This window comes from Candidatus Symbiopectobacterium sp., assembly GCF_020054415.1.
Taxonomy (GTDB): Bacteria; Pseudomonadota; Gammaproteobacteria; order Enterobacterales; family Enterobacteriaceae; genus Symbiopectobacterium.
In genome coordinates this window covers 1-1,155 of record NZ_JAHWCO010000513.1, presented here as the reverse complement: position 1 = coordinate 1,155, position 1,155 = coordinate 1, and the positions used below count along the sequence as shown (strand labels likewise).

Genomic DNA, 1,155 nt, shown 5'->3' with positions numbered 1-1,155 from the left:
ACGAACTTCCAAAAGCAAAACACATTGTTAGCAAGCTGTATACACAGCGTATTGAGCGTGAAAATCTGACACTGTGTAACCGATTGAAACGGCTCAATCGTAAGACGCTGGGATATTCAAAATCATCCGAAATGCACGATAGGATCATCGGTACTTACATCGAACGCGAGTACTACGTTTGATGCTACATCAACCCATTGAATACACGACCTGGGCCTTGTGCTTACCGCTGGCCTTTTACCCTTATGTTTATCTGCCCGTGCGTCGTGCGCTGGAATCCTAACCTCCGCACTGGTTACAGGCCGCGCAGCTACTCAAACTGACGCCGCGCCAGGTACTCTGGCGTTTGTCTTTCCCGCTGGTGCGCTCGGTTATCGGAATGGGTGCCATGCTGGTGGCAGTCGAGGCCTTGAATGATTATGGTAGCGCGCGCTTGCTGGCACTGCCTACGCTGACAACGCGTTTGATCGATGCTGGCGTGTTGCAAGGTGATACTCAGGCTGTCTCCCATTGGACGCTATCTCTGTTGCCTTTTGTGGTCGTGTATTCAATGAGTTGATGTAGCATCAACTCATTGAATACACGACCCGCTATCTGCGTAAATACTTCGCGTTGTAGAAAGAAGGCGCAGGAGTGCAGCACACACCGATGCAAATTAACAGGTGGCGGGGACAAGATTATTTTTGTGTTGACATAAATGTGTCACTTCGATCGCTTAATTCGGCCTCGAAGTGTCACGGGAGACTCGAGTATGTTCGGCGTAGATGCCATCCTGCAAGACCTTGTACCACACCGTCAAACGCCGTCCTGGCAACGTTATCTTCTCCGCGCACTGCTATTCGAGCGCGAAATGCAGCAATTCGCCAAACGTTACCCTCATTTGAAAGGCTTGGACCTTGTCGAGCAAATTCTGGACTATTTCAATTTCAGTTGTGAAATGGTGGAAGGGGATTTAGAAAACATCCCTAGCCAAGGGCCAGTAGTGCTGGCCGCCAGCCATCCTATCGGTTCATTTGTACTAGCTTAGACCTGATCTGACAGTTACCGATTATTTATACAGGTGTCTGTCAGATTACATCTGGTTCAGATTCTTTTCTGCCCAGATCCGTTTTCCATCGAGTAAAGTGGCCATCGGCGTACGCCCGCAGCACATTT

2 protein-coding genes and 1 pseudogene are annotated in these 1,155 nt (G+C 49.4%); all 3 read left to right on the top strand.

Annotation, left to right across the window (positions count from 1 at the left end; genetic code table 11):
- Positions 1-182, top strand: a 182-nt coding sequence (locus QZ506_RS14935; protein ID WP_291972099.1) for an IS1 family transposase, incomplete at its 5' end; no start/stop codon positions are given.
- Between the two features lie 206 nt (positions 183-388).
- A complete protein-coding gene (locus tag QZ506_RS14930) occupies positions 389-559 on the top strand; it encodes a hypothetical protein (RefSeq protein WP_291972098.1) in 171 nt (56 codons plus the stop codon).
- A gap of 192 nt (positions 560-751) precedes the next feature.
- Positions 752-1,012: pseudogene (locus QZ506_RS14925) on the top strand (GNAT family N-acetyltransferase); the annotation flags it as partial.
- Positions 1,013-1,155: the final 143 nt, after the last annotated feature.